The organism is Mycobacterium sp. NGS27 (genome assembly GCF_059813005.1).
In genome coordinates this window covers 64,384-79,469 of the sequence record NZ_JCALDT010000013.1, presented here as the reverse complement: position 1 = coordinate 79,469, position 15,086 = coordinate 64,384, and the positions used below count along the sequence as shown (strand labels likewise).

Below are 15,086 nucleotides of genomic sequence, written 5' to 3'. Positions count from 1 at the left end.
ATCACGCCGACAACCACCACTACCGACCTGCTCGACCAACTGCAGCATGCACACGCCAAAACCGTTGAGCACCAACACCTGGCGCTCAACGAGATCCACCGCATCACCGGCCACGGACAACTGTTCGACACCGTTTTCGTCTACGAGAACTACCCGACCGAGGCCGCAGCCTTGGTGGGGGCCGACGGGTTGACCGCAAGCGAGCTCAACATCCACGACTGTTATCACTACCCCCTGACGATCCAGGCTGGGCCTGGCCGTGAACTCAACCTGAGGGTTCAGTACCGCACCGATCTTTTCGCCATCACCGAGATCGAGGCGGTGGTGGAGCGATTTACGCGGATGTTGGCCGCCATGACCGCTGACCCGGCGCTCCCGCTCATGTCGCTGAATCCAACTGATGGAAACGGTCGTAGTTGGGGCAGCGGGGCGGTGCTGACCCAACCCGCGACCACAGCGGAGCCGTCGCCGAAACGTCATGTCATCGGTGGCAGTGATAGCCCCGCTCCGACCACCCTGGTCGATGAACTTCTGGCCGACATCTTCGTCCAAGTGCTGGGCGTGGGCCGCGTCGGAGTCGACGAGTCATTCTTCGACCTGGGTGGGGACTCGCTGTCGGCCATGCGAGCAATCGCCGCGATCAATACGGCCCTGAACATCGAACTCCCCGTGACCACGCTCTTCGAAGCGCCATCGGTTCGACGGCTGAGCGAACAGGCGAGCAAACATGCCAGCAAAGAGAATTTCCTGCGGTGAATTCAGGAGAGTCGGTGAAATCCCTTCTTAAAAGGTTGGTATCCGGGCTGATTGACCCGGTCGTGTTCGGCCTGATTGTGTTTGGGACTGCCGGCACACTCCACTACTGGCAAGCGTGGGTTTTTCTCACGGTATCTTCCCTTTCGACATGGACGCTCGGCATCTTCCTGCTGCGTACCAACCCCACCGTGCTTCAGAGGCGCACGCGTGGCGGGCCGACAGCAGAGACTCGAAGTGCGCAGAAGATCATCATCGTCGGCTGGTACTTGTCGCTCGCCGCAACGGTTGTGCTCAGCGCCCTTGACCATCGCTTTGGTTGGTCGGCGGTACCAACCGCAACCTGCTTGGTCGGCGATGTCCTGGTAGCCGTCGGCCTCAGTGTGGTGATGCTTGTGGTCATTCAAAACAGTTATGCGGCGGCCACAATCCGCGTCGAAGCAGACCAAAAGCTGACGTCTACCGGTCTCTATGGGCTGGTGCGGCACCCCATGTATTCCGGCAACGTCATCATGATGGTCGGCGTCCCGTTGGCGCTCGGTTCCTACTGGGGACTGGTCTTCGTCATAACGGGCGTGATCATGCTCGCCCTGCGCATTCGGGACGAAGAACAGCTTCTCAGAGGCGAATTGGACGGATACCGCGAATACACCGAAAAGGTTCGCTACCGCCTCGTGCCGTGTATGTGGTGACCCTATTTCCCAACGTTGTGGATCAGCTCTACGCTCCTCGCGGCAAATCAGGATCACACGCGGTGCCTGATTTACGGCTGATCACTACGCTCGCCGGCGGGCTGCATTGTCGCCTGCTTCGAGTTCGACAGAGCGGCTCCAGCGGTTTACGCAATATTGCACACATGTCGAAATATCCCGCTAACATCAGCTAACCGACGGCAGTAAATTTTCCGCCGGTCATCTCACCAGTAGAAAGGTGTGATCGATGGAAAAGATACTGAAAGCTATTGCAGTGGCCGCGGTCCTGACCGGTGTGATGCTGGGGTCGTCGGGCTGCATAACGATAGACCTTGCCCCCCACGTTCTTGGCCCGGCAACTGGCCTCTGACGGCGGATGAATTCGTTCGTCATTAGCTTGACGAACGCCGACTGCCGGCGGCGACGCGTCTGCTGACATAGCGTGTGTCATCGCTGTGCTCTCAAAAGCGATGTGGCTGGTCACATCTCAAGAGGGAGGGCGCTAGGCCGCATCGGGCCCTGGACGCTTTTCGCCGACAAGTTTTCACTTCCATGAGTGAGACTGAATTTCTCGTGGGTGAAATCGCTCCCGCATGGAATCTGCATACCTCGCATTCGGTGAGCGCGGCGCAAAGCGAATCGACCGTTTAAAAGTCAGGGCCAAGGTCAATCTTTAGAGCTACAGGTTCCTGATGGGAGGTCCTTTGATGAGCAAGCTTATTCGCCACATGGCGGGCGCCGCCATGATGGCAATAGCGCCGATGACGTACGTGGTTGCGGTGTCTCCGGGGATGAGCTCGGCTCAACCCCCAGACTGCGGTCCGGGGAACTGGTGGAACCCGGGAGCCAATGCTTGTCAGCCGTTGGGGGCGCCGCCGCCGCAAGATTGCGGCCCGGGTAACTGGTGGAACCCGGGAGCCAATGCGTGTCAGCCGTTGGGGGCGCCGCCGCCGCAAGATTGCGGCCCGGGGAACTGGTGGAACCCGGGAGCTAATGCTTGTCAGCCGTTGGGGGCGCCGCCGCCGCAGGATTGCGGTCCGGGCAACTGGTGGGACCCAGGGGCCAATGTGTGCCGCCCCGTCGTGCCACCGCCGCCGTCTTAGAGCCGGAGCGCGGGGGAGTTGAGCGCGGCCCCGGTGGCGCGCAAACAAAGCCGTATCAAGTCGTATATCGGTCTTACGAGTCGCCGAGTGCCCTCGGTGAGATTCGAACTCACACTGTACGGGTTTTGAATCCGTTTCCTCTGCCAGTTGGGATACGAGGGCGCGGCCTCTTACCTTAGAGGCAGCCTCCCACCATAGAGGATCAGGAGTGCCCGCCAGTCTCACCGCCCCCGAGGTCGCTGGTCTGAGGCGGTCACGACACAATATTTGTCATGACAGGCCCCACGACCGACACCGACGCCGCTGTGCCGCGCCGGGTCCTGATCGCTGAAGACGAAGCGCTCATCCGAATGGATCTCGCCGAGATGCTCCGGGAGGAGGGTTACGAGATCGTGGGCGAGGCCGGCGACGGGCAGGAAGCCGTCGAACTGGCCGAGCGCCATCAGCCGGATCTGGTGATCATGGATGTGAAGATGCCGCGCCGCGACGGCATCGACGCGGCCTCGGAGATAGCCAGCAAGCGCATCGCCCCGATTGTGGTGTTGACCGCCTTCAGCCAACGCGACTTGGTGGAGCGGGCGCGGGACGCCGGCGCGATGGCCTATCTGGTGAAGCCGTTCACCATCAGCGACCTCATCCCGGCCATCGAATTGGCCGTCAGCCGCTTCAGCGAGATCGCCGAACTCGAACGCGAGGTGGCCTCGCTGTCCGACCGACTGGAGACCCGCAAGCTCGTGGAGCGCGCGAAAGGGCTGCTGCAGAGCGAACAGGGCATGACGGAGCCCGAGGCCTTCAAGTGGATTCAACGGGCCGCGATGGACCGCAGGACCACGATGAAGCGGGTGGCCGAAGTCGTCCTCGAGACATTGGATCCGTCCAAAGACGCCTGACTGTGCACCCACGGCGTCCGATGTGCGCTGGTGGCGACGACACGCCGACGCCAGCCGCCGTGGTTGCACAGTGAAGGCCGCCAGCGGCGGTAAACCCTAGCGCGCGACGATCACCGACGAGCCGTGCCCGAACAGCCCCTGGTTGGCGGTCACCCCGACGGTGGCGTTCTCCACCTGCCGGCCGGTCGCCTGGCCACGCAGCTGCCAGGTCAGCTCGCAGACCTGAGCGATCGCCTGGGCGGGAATCGCCTCGCCGAAGCACGCCAGCCCGCCCGACGGGTTGACCGGCACCCGGCCGCCGATGGTGGTGGCGCCGCTGCGCAGCAGCTCCTCCGCTTCGCCCTTGGGGCACAGCCCCAGGTGCTCGTACCAGTCGAGTTCCAGCGCGGTGGACAGGTCGTAGACCTCGGCCAGGCTCACGTCTTCGGGCCCGATGCCCGCCTCGGCGTAGGCCGCATCGAGGATCTGGTCCTTGAACACCCGCTCCGGTGCGGCCACGGCGGCGGTGGAATCCGTTGCGATGTCCGGCAATTCGGGCAGATGCTGCGGGTAGCGGGGGGTGACGGTGCTGACCGCACGCACCGACGGCACGCCCTCGAGCGAGCCGAGGTGCTTGCGGGCGAACTCGGCGCTGGCGACGATCAGCGCCGCGGCGCCATCGGACGTGGCGCAGATGTCGAGCTGCCGCAGCGGGTCGGAGACCACCGGACTTGCCAGCACGTCCTCGACCGAAGATTCCTTGCGGTAGCGGGCATTCGGGTTCTGCAGGCCGTGCTGGGAGTTCTTCACCTTCACCGCGGCGAAGTCCTCGGACGTCGCGCCGTAGAGGTCCATCCGCCGGCGCGCGAGCAACGCGAAGTACACCGGATTCATCGCCCCGATGAGGTGGAAGCGCTGCCAGTCGGGGTCGTTTTTGCGTTCGCCGCCGACCGGCGCGAAGGCGCCCTTGGGTGTGGTGTCGGCGCCGATGACCAGAGCGACGTCGCAGAAGCCGGCCAGGATGTGGGCGCGGGCGCTCTGCAGCGCCTGGGAACCGCTGGCGCAGGCGGCGTAGCTCGAGCTGACCGGCACACCGTTCCAGCCGAGCTTCTGGGCGAACGTCGACCCGGCGATGAAGCCCGGGTAGCCGTTCCGGATGGTGTCGGCGCCCGCGACCAACTGGATCTGCTGCCAGTCCAGCCCGGCCTCGGCCAGCGCGGCCCGCGCGGCGACCACCCCGTATTCGGTGAAGTCGCGGCCCCATTTGCCCCAGGGATGCATTCCGGCGCCGAGGATGTAGAGCGGTTCCGGAGCGCTCATGAGGCCACCTTCCACGCGTGCACGAGGCGTTCGACGCCGTCGTCGTCGGTGAACAGCGGCATCGTGGTCAGCTCCATCTCCATGCCGACCTTCAGATCCGCCGCCAGCGTGCCCTCGACCACCTTGCCCAGCACGATGATTCCCTCGCCGGCCAGTTCCACCGCGGCGATGGCGAACGGCTCGAACGGGTCCGCCGCCGGGTAGGGCGCCGGTGGGGGATAACGATTCTCGGTGTAGCTCCACAACGTGCCCCGGGTCGACAACGCGACGGGCTCTAGGGCATCGCTGGCGCACGCCGGGTTGGGGCAGTTGTTCTCCCGCGGCGGGAAAACGTAGGTGCCGCACTCGGGGCACTTGCTGCCGATCAAATGGGGATTTCCGGCGTCATCGGTGGCGAACCACCCGTCGATCGCGGGTTCATGAGTGGTGACCTCGGGCACTGGGCCAGACTACCCAGCGCACACCCAAAACTGAAACGTGTTGCAGTTCTCCCGGTGGCGCGGTTGGGGCGCCCAGCCCGTCACACCGGGTGCTTAGAGTGAGACGCGTGCCCGCCACCAAAACCACCACGAAGGCCAGCGAGGAACAAACCGCGCCGACGCTGATGCTGCTGGACGGCAACTCGCTGGCGTTTCGGGCGTTCTATGCGCTGCCCGCCGAGAACTTCAAAACCCGTGGCGGGCTCACCACCAATGCGGTCTACGGCTTCACCGCGATGCTGATCAACCTGCTCCGCGACGAAGCCCCGACGCATATCGCCGCGGCCTTCGACGTGTCCCGCCAGACTTTCCGCTCCGAGCGCTACCCGGAGTACAAGGCCAACCGCTCGGCGACGCCCGACGAGTTTCGCGGCCAGATCGACATCACCAAGGAAGTCCTCGCGGCGTTGGGCATCACCGTGCTCGCCGAGGAGGGGTTCGAGGCCGACGACCTGATCGCCACCCTGGCCACGCAGGCCGAGAACGAGGGCTACCGGGTGCTGGTCGTCACCGGCGACCGCGACTCGTTGCAGCTGGTCAGCGACAACGTGACGGTGCTGTATCCCCGTAAGGGGGTCAGCGAGTTGACCCGGTTCACCCCGGACGCCGTCGTCGAGAAGTACGGGCTGACGCCTCGGCAGTATCCCGATTTCGCCGCCCTGCGTGGCGATCCCAGCGACAACCTGCCGGGCATTCCGGGCGTGGGGGAGAAGACCGCCTCCAAATGGATCGGCGAATACGGGTCGCTGCAGGGGCTGGTGGACAACGTCGACTCGGTGCGCGGAAAGGTGGGCGACGCGCTGCGCGCACATCTGGCCAGCGTCATCCGCAACCGCGAGCTGACCGATCTCGTCAAAGACGTGCCGCTGGCCCAAACCCCGGACACGTTGCGGCTGCAACCGTGGGATCGCGACCAGATTCACCGGCTCTTCGACGACCTGGAGTTCCGGGTATTGCGCGACCGGTTGTTCGAGACCCTCGCCGCGGTGGAGCCCGAGGTCGACGAGGGCTTCGACGTGCGCGGCGGCGCGCTGGAAGCCGGCGAGCTGGCCGTGTGGCTGGCCGAGCACAGCTCGGGTAAGCGGTTCGGCCTGGCCGTCGTCGGCACCCACCTGGCCTACGACGCCGACGCGACCGCCCTGGCCATCGTCTCCGCCGACGGCGAGGGCCGCTACATCGACACTTCCGAGCTGGATCCCGAAGACGAAGCGGCGCTGGCGTCTTGGCTGGCCGACCCCGGACCGCCCAAGGCGCTGCACGAAGCCAAGCTGGCGATGCACGACCTGGCCGGGCGGGGCTGGACGCTGGCAGGCGTCACGTCCGACACCGCGCTCGCGGCCTACCTGGTGCGCCCCGGGCAGCGCAGCTTCTCCCTCGATGACCTTTCGCTGCGCTACCTGCGCCGCGAACTTCGCGCCGAAAACCCTGAACAGCAACAACTTTCGCTGCTCGACGATAACGAGGGCACCGACGACCAGGCCGTGCAGACGCTGATCCTGCGCGCGGTGGCGGTGCTGGACCTGGCCGACGCGCTCGACGAGGAGCTGGCGCGCATCAACTCCACCTCGTTGTTGAGCGGCATGGAGCTGCCGGTGCAGTCGGTGCTGGCCGGCATGGAAAACGCCGGTATCGCAGTCGATTTGGATCTGCTGAGCGAGCTGCAGAGCGATTTCGCCCACCAGATCCGCGACGCGGCCGAGGCGGCGTATGCGGTGATCGGCAAACAGATCAACCTGGGCTCGCCAAAACAGCTGCAGGCGGTGCTCTTCGACGAGCTGGAGATGCCGAAGACCAAGCGCACCAAGACCGGCTACACCACCGACGCGGATGCGCTGCAATCGCTTTTCGACAAGACCGGCCATCCTTTCCTGCAGCATCTGCTCACCCACCGCGATGCCACCCGGCTCAAAGTCACCGTCGACGGGTTGCTGAATTCGGTCGCCTCGGACGGGCGCATCCACACCACGTTCAACCAAACCATCGCCGCGACGGGCAGATTGTCGTCGACCGAGCCGAATCTGCAGAACATTCCTATCCGCACCGAGGCGGGGCGGCGGATTCGCGACGCGTTCGTCGTCGGCGACGGCTACGGCGAGCTGATGACGGCCGACTACAGCCAGATCGAGATGCGCATCATGGCCCACCTCTCCAAGGACGAAGGCCTCATCGAGGCGTTCAACACCGGCGAGGACCTGCACTCCTTCGTGGCTTCGCGGGCATTCGGCGTCCCGATCGAAGAGGTCACCGCCGAGCTGCGCCGCCGGGTCAAGGCGATGTCCTACGGCCTGGCCTACGGATTGAGCGCGTACGGCCTTTCCGCCCAGCTGAAGATCTCCACCGAGGAAGCCAAAGACCAGATGGAGCAATACTTCGCCCGATTCGGGGGAGTGCGCGACTACCTGATGCAGGTCGTGGAGCAGGCCCGCAAGGACGGTTACACGTCAACGGTCTTCGGCCGCCGGCGCTACCTGCCCGAACTCGACAGCAGTAACCGTCAGGTGCGCGAAGCGGCCGAGCGCGCGGCGCTCAACGCGCCGATTCAGGGCAGCGCGGCCGACATCATCAAGGTGGCGATGCTCGAAGTGGACAGGGCGATCAAGGATGCCGGGCTGGCGTCCCGGATCCTGTTGCAGGTGCACGACGAGTTGCTGTTCGAGGTCGCGTCGGGCGAGCGGGAACAGCTGGAGGCGTTGGTACGCGACAAGATGGGCAGCGCCTATCCGCTGGATGTCCCGCTGGAGGTCTCGGTGGGTTACGGCCGCAGCTGGGACGCTGCGGCGCATTAGACGACTAGCGCGCCGAACCAGGGAGTGTCATGAACGCAGGCTGGATCGTTCCTTTCATCGTCCTGGGCGGCGCGCTGCAGACGTGCGGAGCCGCCATGAACGGCCAGCTCTACAAGCACCTGATCAACCCGTGGCTGGCGTCTGCGGTCTCATTCGCGGTGATCACCGTTTTCTTCATCGCCGCGTTCGCGTTGATGCCGAAACCGCTGCCCACCGCCAGGGATGTCGCGTCGATGCCCTGGTGGGCCGTGGTCGGTGGCCTGGTCGGCGCCGTCCAGGTCTATGCCGGCCTGACCCTGGTCAACCGGGTCGGGGCCGGCACTTTCATGGGCATCACCGTCACGTCAGCCCTCGTCATGTCGCTGGTGATCGACCATTTTGGCTGGTTGAGGCTCGATCCTCATCCGATCACGCTGCCCAGGGCCCTCGGCGGCGTGCTCATGGTGTGCGGCGTAGTGCTGATCGCCAAGTTCTGACTGGTGGCTCGTCCGAACTTGCCGCACGTCGTGTCCGCGTCAGACTTGCCGAGGTATGAGCGGCCGAGTTTGGCCAGCATGTGCCCAGTCGAGTAGCCTCGACAGGTAAATCCCAATTGTCCCTACGACCAAACCTGTCCGGAGCAACCCAACAACATGCCGAGTCCCGCCGTCACCTCGCCGCAAGTAGCCGTCAACGACATTGGCTCGAGCGAGGACTTTCTCGCCGCAATAGACAAAACGATCAAATACTTCAACGATGGCGACATCGTCGAGGGCACGATCGTCAAAGTGGACCGGGACGAGGTGCTCCTCGATATCGGCTACAAGACCGAAGGGGTCATCCCCGCCCGCGAACTCTCCATCAAGCACGATGTCGACCCCAATGAGGTCGTTTCCGTCGGTGATGAGGTCGAAGCCCTGGTCCTCACCAAGGAGGACAAAGAGGGCCGCCTGATTCTGTCCAAGAAGCGCGCACAGTACGAGCGCGCCTGGGGCACCATCGAGGCGCTCAAGGAGAAGGACGAGGCCGTCAAGGGCACCGTCATCGAGGTGGTCAAGGGTGGCCTGATCCTCGACATCGGGTTGCGCGGCTTCCTGCCCGCCTCGCTGGTGGAGATGCGCCGGGTGCGCGACCTGCAGCCGTACATCGGCAAGGAGATCGAGGCCAAGATCATCGAGCTGGACAAGAACCGCAACAACGTGGTGCTGTCGCGGCGCGCCTGGCTGGAGCAGACCCAGTCCGAGGTGCGCAGCGAGTTCCTCAACCAGCTGCAGAAGGGCGCCATCCGCAAGGGTGTCGTGTCCTCCATCGTCAACTTCGGCGCTTTCGTCGACCTCGGCGGGGTGGACGGTCTGGTGCACGTCTCCGAGCTGAGTTGGAAGCACATCGACCACCCGTCCGAGGTGGTCCAGGTCGGCGACGAGGTCACCGTGGAGGTGCTCGACGTCGACATGGATCGCGAGCGGGTTTCGTTGTCGCTCAAGGCGACTCAGGAAGACCCGTGGCGCCACTTCGCCCGCACCCACGCCATCGGCCAGATCGTGCCCGGCAAGGTCACCAAGCTGGTTCCGTTCGGTGCGTTCGTGCGGGTCGAGGAGGGCATCGAAGGTCTGGTGCACATCTCCGAGCTGGCCGAGCGCCACGTCGAGGTTCCCGACCAGGTGGTCGCCGTCGGCGACGACGCGATGGTCAAGGTGATCGACATCGACCTGGAGCGCCGCCGAATCTCGTTGTCGCTCAAGCAGGCCAACGAGGATTACACCGAGGAGTTCGACCCGGCGAAGTACGGCATGGCCGACAGCTACGACGAGCAGGGCAACTACATCTTCCCCGAAGGCTTCGACTCCGAGACCAACGAATGGCTCGAGGGATTCGAGAAGCAGCGCAACGAGTGGGAAGCCCGCTACGCCGAGGCCGAGCGCCGGCACAAGATGCACACCACGCAGATGGAGAAGTTCGCCGCCGCCGAGGCCGCCGGGCCCGCCGAGCAGTCCCCGGGCAACGGTGCTCCTCCGGAGAAGGCGGGCGGATCGCTGGCCAGCGATGCGCAATTGGCCGCTCTGCGGGAGAAACTCGCCGGCAACGCGTGACGCTTTCCTGACCACGCCATGCTGCGCATCGGGTTGACCGGTGGCATCGGCGCCGGCAAGTCGGCGCTGTCGTCCACCTTTGCGCAGTGCGGCGCAGTCATTGTCGACGGGGACGTCATCGCCCGAGAGGTGGTGCGGCCGGGCACCGAAGGGCTGGCGGCGCTCGTCGAGGCGTTCGGTGATGACATCCTGCTGCCGGACGGATCGCTGGATCGACCGGCGTTGGCCGCCAAGGCGTTTCGCGACGACGAGGCCCGCAAGACGCTGAACGGGATTGTCCACCCGCTGGTGGGCAATCGCCGTTCGGAGATCATCGCCTCGGTGCCCGAGGATTCGGTTGTCGTCGAGGACATTCCGCTGCTGGTCGAGTCCGGCATGGCGCCGCTGTTTCCGCTCGTCGTCATCGTGTACGCCGACGTCGAGGTGCGGCTGCGGCGCCTGGTCGACCAGCGCGGCATGCCCGAGGACGACGCCCGCGCCCGGATCGCCGCGCAGGCCAGCGACGAGCAGCGCCGCGCGGTCGCCGATATCTGGCTGGACAACTCCGGCAGCACCGAGCAGTTGGTGCAGCGGGCCCACGACGTGTGGAACAACCGCATCCTTCCGTTCGCACACAACCTGAGCGCCCACCAGATCGCCCGGGCTCCGGCCAGATTGGTGCCGCCCGATTCGAGTTGGCCGGACCAGGCGCAACGAATCGTGAATCGCTTGCGGACCAGCTGCGGTCATCGTGCGCTGCGGGTCGACCACATCGGCTCGACCGCCGTGCCGGAGCTCGCCGCCAAGGACGTCATCGACGTCCAGATCACCGTGGAATCCCTCGCCGTCGCAGACGAACTCGTCGAGCCGTTGCTGTCCGCCGGGTACCCGCGCCTGGAGCACATCACCGAGGACGTGGCAAAGGACGACGCCCGCAGCACCGTCGAGCGTTATGACCACACGAGCGATCCGGCGCTGTGGCTCAAGCGGATTCACGCCGCAGCGGATCCCGGTCGACCCACCAATGTGCACATCCGGGTGGGCGGCTGGCCCAATCAACAGTTCGCCCTGCTGTTCGTGGACTGGTTGACGGCCAACCCGGAGGCCCGCGCAGACTATCTGAACGTCAAGCGCACCGCCGAAAGGTCCGGTGGCGGAGACATCGCGGGTTACGTCGAGGCGAAGGAGCCGTGGTTCCTCGACGCCTACCGCCGGGCCTGGGAGTGGGCCGACTCGACGGGCTGGAAACCCTAGGCTAGGGCAACGGTGCCCCGCACTGCAGCGTCCCGTTCATCGGGTCCGCACTGCCGGCCACCGGCCTGACCAATTGGTCGGATTGGACGAAAACGTTGTCGTCCACGTCGATCTCGCAGTGCACGTTCGCCGAGTACGGGAAGCGCACCACCACGCGCATGCCGGCCAGCTGTGGATCGGGCAACACCGTGTCGGCTTCGAATGCGTTGCCGGGCATCGAGCTCAGCCCGGCCGTGTTCGTCTGACCGCCGTTGATGACGAAGGTGGCCTGACTCCCCGTCGTGACGCCGTCGATCCTGGCTCGATAGGTGATGTTGTGCAGATCCGCCCGTGCCGTTACCGGATTCAACACGGCGATAACGGATACGGCGGCGATCGGCAGCAGACCGCGGGCTGTGCAGCTCATAGGAGCTGAGATTACGCCCGACGTAGCACGGTTCACCAGGCTGGCCATCGGGCCGTCGGCGGCTACCGCACCCGCCAGGTTAGCTGCATGCCGTGGTGTGCCAGCCACCGCGACAGGTCATAGCCGTTGGCCGCCAACCCATCCACGGCGGCCACGGCGCGTCGCACCGCCTGCTCGGCGGCCTCGGGGGTCAGCAGGCCGTGGCGGACGGCGTCCAGCAGCTCGTCGACATCGGTGAGGTCGGCTCTGGCGCCGGTGCGCACCTCGATGTCCAGATAGTGATCCTCGGAGTGCCAGGACGTGGGGCCGGGCAGGTATTCGCCCACGTCCAGGTAGTAGTCATGGTCGCGTTCATGCCCGGGATTGAAGTGAAACACGGTGGCGCGCAAGCCTAACGACGGCAGCAGCCACGACTCGAGGTAATGGAACTGGGCGCGACCGGGAGTGGGGCGGGCGACGTAGAGGCCCCACGGGTGCACCGCATACTCGTCGACGGTCCGCACGATGCCCTTGGGATCGGTGTTCGTGCGGGCCGAAAGATCGAACGTCTCGTGCTTCGGCGGGTGAATGATGTCACCCTACCGCCGCTGCGCGATCCCTCACCGGCGCAACCGAATCTTCCATCGCACGAAGCCGGCGTAGAACAGCGACAAGGCGGCCAGCATGCCCATGTCGAGCAGCCAGATCTTCGGCGCGTGTTGCCAGAACCGATCCTGGGACAGCAGCGAATCGGGCACCAGGTGGCGCAGATCCACCGTCGAGGATGCCGCGGCATAGCCCCAGCGCGCCGGCATCGCCCAGGACAACTGGTTCAAGCCGAGCCGGCCGGTCACCGGCACCATCCCGCCGCACAGCACCAGCTGGGCCATCACCGTCACCACGAACAGGGGCATGATCTGCTCGCTGGAGCGCACCAACGACGAAATCGCCAGTCCGAGAATGGCCGAGGCGACACACGTGGCCGCGACGGTGGCGAACAGCTCGAAGGTGGCCCCGACGGTCGAGTGGCCGAACAACACCCCGCCGCGCGTCGGGGCGCTCTTGCCGATCACCACGATTGCCGTGACGATCGCCGACTGCAGTATCGCGAAACCGCAGAACACCGCGGTCTTGGCGAGCAGGTAGGCGGTGGTCGACAACCCGACCGCCTGCTCGCGCTGGAAGATGGGGCGTTCGCCGACCAGATCGCGAATTGTCAAGGCGGTGCCCATGAATGCCGCCGCCGGCATCAGCAATGCCAGTATCTGGGCGGCTTCGTCGGGTGTGCCCGCATTCGGTGCGGGGATATGAAAGCCGTTGTTGCCCGGCACCGTCAGCGACAGCGAGCCGAGGATGAAGGGCAGCAACGCGAGGAAGACGAAATAGGCGCGGTCGGCGATCACCAGGCGGACCTGCCGGCGGGCGATGGTGGAGATCTGGCGCCGCACGCTGGTGTGAACCGGTTCACCGAGGCCGCTCGGCTCGTCGGTCTTGTCCGGCAGGTGCCTCTGGGGCCGCTTTTGCGCCTCGTTCTGTTCCAGGAAGCGGCGGTTGGCTTCGTCGGGGTCGGCGCCGACCTGGGTGAAGATCTTCGCCCAGTTGGTGGTGCCCATCGCCCCACCGATCTGGTCGGGCGCGCCGCAGTAGGCGGTCTTGCCGCCGGGAGCCATGAGCAATACCTGGTCACACACGTCGAGGTAGGACAGCGAGTGCGTCACCACCAGCACGACCCGACCGGCATCGGCCAACTGGCGCAGCATCGTCATGACCTGCAAATCCAGGGCGGGATCCAGACCCGACGTCGGCTCGTCGAGGATCAGCAATGACGGCCCGGTCAGCAGCTCGAGCGCCACCGAGGCGCGTTTGCGCTGTCCCCCGGACAGCTTCTCCACGCGGGTATCGGCATGCTTGGTCAGGTCGAGTTCGTCGAGCACCTGGGCGACGACCTTGGCGCGGTCGGCTTTGCTGGTGTCCGGTGGCAGCCGCAGCTCTGCGGCATAGCCCAGCGCCTGGTTGATGGTCAGCTGGCGATGCACCACGTCGTCCTGCGGGACCATGCCGATCCTGCTGCGCAGGGATGCGTACTCGGCGTGAATGTCGTGGCCCTCGAAGGCGACTGAGCCCGAGGTCGGTGTGGTGTAACCGGCGATGAGCCGGGCCAGGGTGCTCTTTCCGGCGCCCGAGCCGCCGATCACGGCGGTCAGCGTGCCGGGGCGCGCGGTCAGCGAGATGTCGTCCAGCAGTTGTTTGCCGTCGTCGACGACGTACTTGACGTTGCGCACCTCGAGTCCGCCGGTGCGGGCGGCGGCGCTGGTGTGTTCGGTCAGGGTGCCGTCGCGGAACACCAGGTCGACGTTGCCGATGGTGACGATGTCGTCCTCGGACAGGATGGCGGACCCGACCCGGGTGCCGTTGACGAACGTTCCGTTGACGCTGTTGTCCCGGATCTCGGTGCCCAATTGGGTGGGCACCAAGCTGGCGTGCTGGCGTGACGCCAGGACATCGGAGACCACGATGTCGTTCTCGGGGGCGCGGCCGATCGTCATCGCGCCTGCCGTGCCGGCGGCCGACGACGCGCGCGGCGAGAGCAATTTCACAAAACGTGTCGCCAGGTTTGACACGTCGGCCGTCTTGGTGTCGATCACGGTGAATTCCGCCGCAGGTGTGGCGGACGGCCGCGGCGGTGCCTTGACCTCGCCCGCGCCGGGCGGTGTGACGTGCAACCTTGCCGGCGAGCTTGGGTCGATGACGGTCAGTTCCTCGGGTGGCGGGCCTCCGGGCGGCACGCGGGGCGGTGGCGCCTGTCGCGGCGGGGCATTCGGGGGTCCCGCCGGCTGCCGGGGTGGCACGGGGCGCGACGGCGCACCCTGCCCACCGGTGCGCGCCGGGCTCCTGTCCGGGCCGCCCTGCCGCGCCTGCGGGCGCTGCGGCGGCCGCGTCGGATTGGTTTGCTCAGCCAGCGCCGACCAGGCCAGGGTCGGCGGGCCGGAGTCGTGGCTTGGCCGCGTGCGGGGCGGCAGGCCGGCATGGCCGGTCTGCGGTCCGATCGCGAAGGTCAGGCGCGGACCGTGGGGGTTTCCGACGTGGAGGCTTTGGCCGTCATGGATATCGACCACCGGCATCCGGTAGCCGTTGAGGTAGGTCCCGTTCAGCGAGCCGTTGTCGATTGCCAGCCAACGGCCTTGATCGAACCGCAGGATCAGATGCGCGCGCGAGATGCGCGGATCGACGATGCGCACATCGGCCTGCACGTCGCGACCGACGACCACCTCGTGGCCGGCCGCGAAGGATCGTTGGGACCCGTCATGCCGAATTGTCAGGATGGGCGGGGCGGGTCTTGTCACTATTCAAGTATCGGCCCGAGTTGACAGTGCTCTGTATTGGACCCGGCTGTGAC

At 65.8% G+C, this 15,086-nt stretch carries 12 protein-coding genes and 1 tRNA gene; 7 read left to right on the top strand and 6 right to left on the bottom strand.

Features of this window, described 5'->3' with window-relative positions; genetic code table 11:
- Both AC5Y30_RS24850 and AC5Y30_RS24845 read left to right on the top strand, forming a co-directional pair.
- Nucleotides 1-756: acyl carrier protein (locus AC5Y30_RS24850; protein ID WP_499921842.1), on the top strand; the 756-nt coding region annotated here is incomplete at its 5' end.
- 14 nt (nt 757-770) lie between these two features.
- Complete coding sequence (locus tag AC5Y30_RS24845; RefSeq protein ID WP_499921840.1) at nt 771-1,445, top strand: methyltransferase family protein; 675 nt, start codon at nt 771-773, stop codon at nt 1,443-1,445.
- A gap of 1,191 nt (nt 1,446-2,636) precedes the next feature.
- Here AC5Y30_RS24845 and AC5Y30_RS24840 read toward each other — a convergent pair.
- Nucleotides 2,637-2,710: transfer RNA gene (locus AC5Y30_RS24840), tRNA-Leu, on the bottom strand.
- 110 nt (nt 2,711-2,820) lie between these two features.
- Between AC5Y30_RS24840 and AC5Y30_RS24835 the strand changes: the two genes are divergently transcribed.
- Nucleotides 2,821-3,438: an ANTAR domain-containing response regulator gene (locus tag AC5Y30_RS24835; protein ID WP_064952729.1), complete on the top strand. Its 618-nt coding sequence runs from the start codon at nt 2,821-2,823 to the stop codon at nt 3,436-3,438.
- 96 nt (nt 3,439-3,534) lie between these two features.
- Here AC5Y30_RS24835 and AC5Y30_RS24830 read toward each other — a convergent pair whose 3' ends face one another.
- Together AC5Y30_RS24830 and AC5Y30_RS24825 are read right to left on the bottom strand one after the other, a co-directional pair.
- Complete coding sequence (locus tag AC5Y30_RS24830) at nt 3,535-4,737, bottom strand: lipid-transfer protein (RefSeq protein ID WP_499921838.1); 1,203 nt, start codon at nt 4,735-4,737, stop codon at nt 3,535-3,537.
- Complete coding sequence (locus AC5Y30_RS24825) at nt 4,734-5,177, bottom strand: Zn-ribbon domain-containing OB-fold protein (protein ID WP_499921836.1); 444 nt, start codon at nt 5,175-5,177, stop codon at nt 4,734-4,736. The genes AC5Y30_RS24830 and AC5Y30_RS24825 overlap by 4 nt, the downstream gene beginning before the upstream one ends.
- 164 nt (nt 5,178-5,341) lie before the next feature.
- Between AC5Y30_RS24825 and polA the strand changes: the two genes are divergently transcribed.
- From polA to coaE, 4 genes are all read left to right on the top strand, one after another.
- Nucleotides 5,342-8,002, top strand: a complete 2,661-nt coding sequence (gene polA, locus AC5Y30_RS24820; RefSeq protein WP_499921850.1) for a DNA polymerase I — start codon at nt 5,342-5,344, stop codon at nt 8,000-8,002.
- Nucleotides 8,003-8,031: 29 nt separating this feature from the next.
- Nucleotides 8,032-8,478 carry a DMT family transporter gene (locus AC5Y30_RS24815; protein WP_499921834.1) on the top strand — a complete coding sequence of 149 codons (447 nt, stop codon included), beginning with the start codon at nt 8,032-8,034 and terminating at the stop codon, nt 8,476-8,478.
- A 156-nt stretch (nt 8,479-8,634) separates the two neighbouring features.
- A complete protein-coding gene (gene rpsA / locus AC5Y30_RS24810; protein ID WP_499921832.1) occupies nt 8,635-10,071 on the top strand; it encodes a 30S ribosomal protein S1 in 1,437 nt (478 codons plus the stop codon).
- 18 nt (nt 10,072-10,089) lie between these two features.
- Complete coding sequence (gene coaE / locus AC5Y30_RS24805; RefSeq protein WP_499921830.1) at nt 10,090-11,304, top strand: dephospho-CoA kinase; 1,215 nt, start codon at nt 10,090-10,092, stop codon at nt 11,302-11,304.
- 1 nt (nt 11,305) lies between these two features.
- On the opposite strand, the gene AC5Y30_RS24800 is transcribed toward coaE, so the two are convergent.
- The 3 genes from AC5Y30_RS24800 to AC5Y30_RS24790 all read right to left on the bottom strand — a co-directional run bounded on the left by AC5Y30_RS24800 (nt 11,306) and on the right by AC5Y30_RS24790 (nt 15,036).
- On the bottom strand, nt 11,306-11,710 hold the full coding sequence (locus AC5Y30_RS24800; protein WP_499921828.1) for a hypothetical protein: 405 nt from the start codon (nt 11,708-11,710) through the stop codon (nt 11,306-11,308).
- Nucleotides 11,711-11,772: 62 nt separating this feature from the next.
- Complete coding sequence (locus tag AC5Y30_RS24795; RefSeq protein ID WP_499921826.1) at nt 11,773-12,213, bottom strand: ribonuclease FAU-1 family protein; 441 nt, start codon at nt 12,211-12,213, stop codon at nt 11,773-11,775.
- 96 nt (nt 12,214-12,309) lie between these two features.
- Nucleotides 12,310-15,036 (bottom strand): ATP-binding cassette domain-containing protein, encoded by a 2,727-nt coding sequence (locus tag AC5Y30_RS24790; protein WP_499921848.1) that lies wholly within the window; start codon nt 15,034-15,036, stop codon nt 12,310-12,312.
- Nucleotides 15,037-15,086 lie beyond the last annotated feature (50 nt).

What these genes read in the sequence shown, in the direction of transcription:
- rpsA (WP_499921832.1), top strand. Translation starts at nt 8,635, where the DNA reads ATGCCGAGTCCCGCCGTCACCTCGCCGCAAGTAGCCGTCAACGACATT.
- AC5Y30_RS24830 (WP_499921838.1), bottom strand. Translation starts at nt 4,737, where the DNA reads ATGAGCGCTCCGGAACCGCTCTACATCCTCGGCGCCGGAATGCATCCC.
- coaE (WP_499921830.1), top strand. Translation starts at nt 10,090, where the DNA reads ATGCTGCGCATCGGGTTGACCGGTGGCATCGGCGCCGGCAAGTCGGCG.
- polA (WP_499921850.1), top strand. Translation starts at nt 5,342, where the DNA reads ATGCTGCTGGACGGCAACTCGCTGGCGTTTCGGGCGTTCTATGCGCTG.
- AC5Y30_RS24835 (WP_064952729.1), top strand. Translation starts at nt 2,821, where the DNA reads ATGACAGGCCCCACGACCGACACCGACGCCGCTGTGCCGCGCCGGGTC.
- AC5Y30_RS24815 (WP_499921834.1), top strand. Translation starts at nt 8,032, where the DNA reads ATGAACGCAGGCTGGATCGTTCCTTTCATCGTCCTGGGCGGCGCGCTG.
- AC5Y30_RS24800 (WP_499921828.1), bottom strand. Translation starts at nt 11,710, where the DNA reads ATGAGCTGCACAGCCCGCGGTCTGCTGCCGATCGCCGCCGTATCCGTT.